We start from the raw sequence: 1,806 nt of genomic DNA, 5'->3' as shown, positions 1-1,806 counted from the left end.
CCCAGTTTCCAAACATTAACTATCAAAGAGCATAATTACATCTGTAAAAGCAAACATTCATAGATAACTCCTTAGTTTTTAAAGATCTAGTTTTTTACTAGATCTTTAAAGATATATAGTTTTAAATATGAATGAGATTATTTATAAAATATAAAATTAGGAATAAAATTAAATTATAATTTTAAAGATTTAACTTAATATAGTTTAATTATCTAAACTATAATCATTATATACTAATAATTATAGTATAACAACATACTATAACTTCAAATATATATCCCAATAAATACATATTTTTGTTTACTTTAAGAATTCTCATATAAAACTATGATATAATACAAGCCATAGTTTTAATTTTAATAAGGAGAATTCTCATGAAACTAGTTAAACTTAGTTTAGTAGCAGCTTTGGCTGCAGGTGCTTTTTCAGCAGCTAACGCTGTTTCACTTGAAGAAGCTATAAAAGATGTTGATGTATCAGGAATGATGAGATACAGATTCCAATCTGATAGACAAGAGCAAGGTGATGTGATTACAGATGGTTACAACAGCTCTAAAAACAATGAGCATAAATTTAAAGCTCAATTAAACTTCAAAGCAGCTTTAGATGATAACTTCAAAGCTTTCGTTCAATTCCAATATGATGCAACAGATGTTGGTTTTGGTAATAAAAATGGAGCACAAGGCACTACTACAAGTGATACATTTAATGTAAACCAAGCTTACTTAGAATATACTAATGAAGCTTATGCTACAAATGTAATTTTCGGTAAAATGGAAGTTGGTTCAATTTGGACTGATGATGCAGTAGGAACAGGAGCTAAAGTTCTTAACAACTCTATCGAGGGTTTAACTTTTGCAGGTTACTGGTTTGATGCTTTCAACTGGGAAGATGATAGCGATTTTACGGATACAAAACTTAAGAAATCATCATTATATGGTGCTGCTGTATTAGGTGATTTTGATCCATTTGCTTTCCAATTATGGGCTGCTTATTCAGCTAATAATGCATTCTTATATGCAGTAGATGCTAGCTATAAATTTGCATTTAATGATATGAATTTTAAAATCCAAGGTCAATACTTAGGAAATAGTCTAGATAGCGATTTTGAAAAATTTTATGGTAATAATGTAGACAATGGTAACTTCTATGCAGCTAAATTCAGTGGTAATATCTCTGCATTTGATTTCCAAGCTGGTGTAGTTGGTTATGGTGATAAAGACAAACAAACTGTAGTTACTCTAGAAGATACAGGTAGAGTTATTGCTCCAGGTCAACAAATTTTCTATGCTAAAGGTACTAGTCAATTAACTCATGTATATGGTGAAAACTTCTTCTATTTTGCAGGTTTAGGCTATACTTTTGCTGAAACTTTAAGAGTAGGATTTGACTATATCGGTGGTAAAACTGAGCAAACAGGTAAAAATGATATAGATAAAAATGAGTATGTAGGTAGCATATCTTATGCTTATAGTCCAAAACTTACATTCAGTGGATTCTATTCTTACTTAACAGAAGATTTCAATACAGCTGGTACAAGTGATAAAGATGATCAATTCATCAGACTTGAAGCTCTATACAAATTCTAATTATAAAAGCTAAGCCAAAAAGCTTAGCTTACTATATCTAAAATTATCTCTTCTTTTAATCCTTGTATTTTAATTTCTTTTATTTTTAAATCATTAGGTAGATTTTCTAGTAAAGCTTCTTTGCTATGTATATTTTTACTTGCTAGTATTCTTAATATTTTACCCCTATAAGCCTTTGCAAAGTGACTTAAAGTTTTGGAATTTTTTAAAAAAGTGA

1 protein-coding gene and 1 pseudogene are annotated in these 1,806 nt (G+C 29.2%); one reads left to right on the top strand and one right to left on the bottom strand.

Going from position 1 to position 1,806, the window contains the following annotated elements; genetic code table 11:
* Window positions 1-374 precede the first annotated feature (374 nt).
* On the top strand, window positions 375-1,589 hold the full coding sequence (locus tag L8X24_RS07865; protein WP_263664335.1) for a major outer membrane protein: 1,215 nt from the start codon (window positions 375-377) through the stop codon (window positions 1,587-1,589).
* Between the two features lie 23 nt (window positions 1,590-1,612).
* On the opposite strand, the pseudogene L8X24_RS07860 reads toward L8X24_RS07865, so the two are convergent.
* Window positions 1,613-1,806, bottom strand: a pseudogene (locus L8X24_RS07860) (peroxide stress protein YaaA); the annotation flags it as partial.

The sequence above is a fragment of the Campylobacter sp. CNRCH_2015_0814 genome, assembly GCF_025772765.1.
Lineage (GTDB): Bacteria > Campylobacterota > Campylobacteria > Campylobacterales > Campylobacteraceae > Campylobacter_D.
Note: the sequence above shows the minus strand (reverse complement) of the source record. Positions and strands in the feature narration are given on the sequence as shown.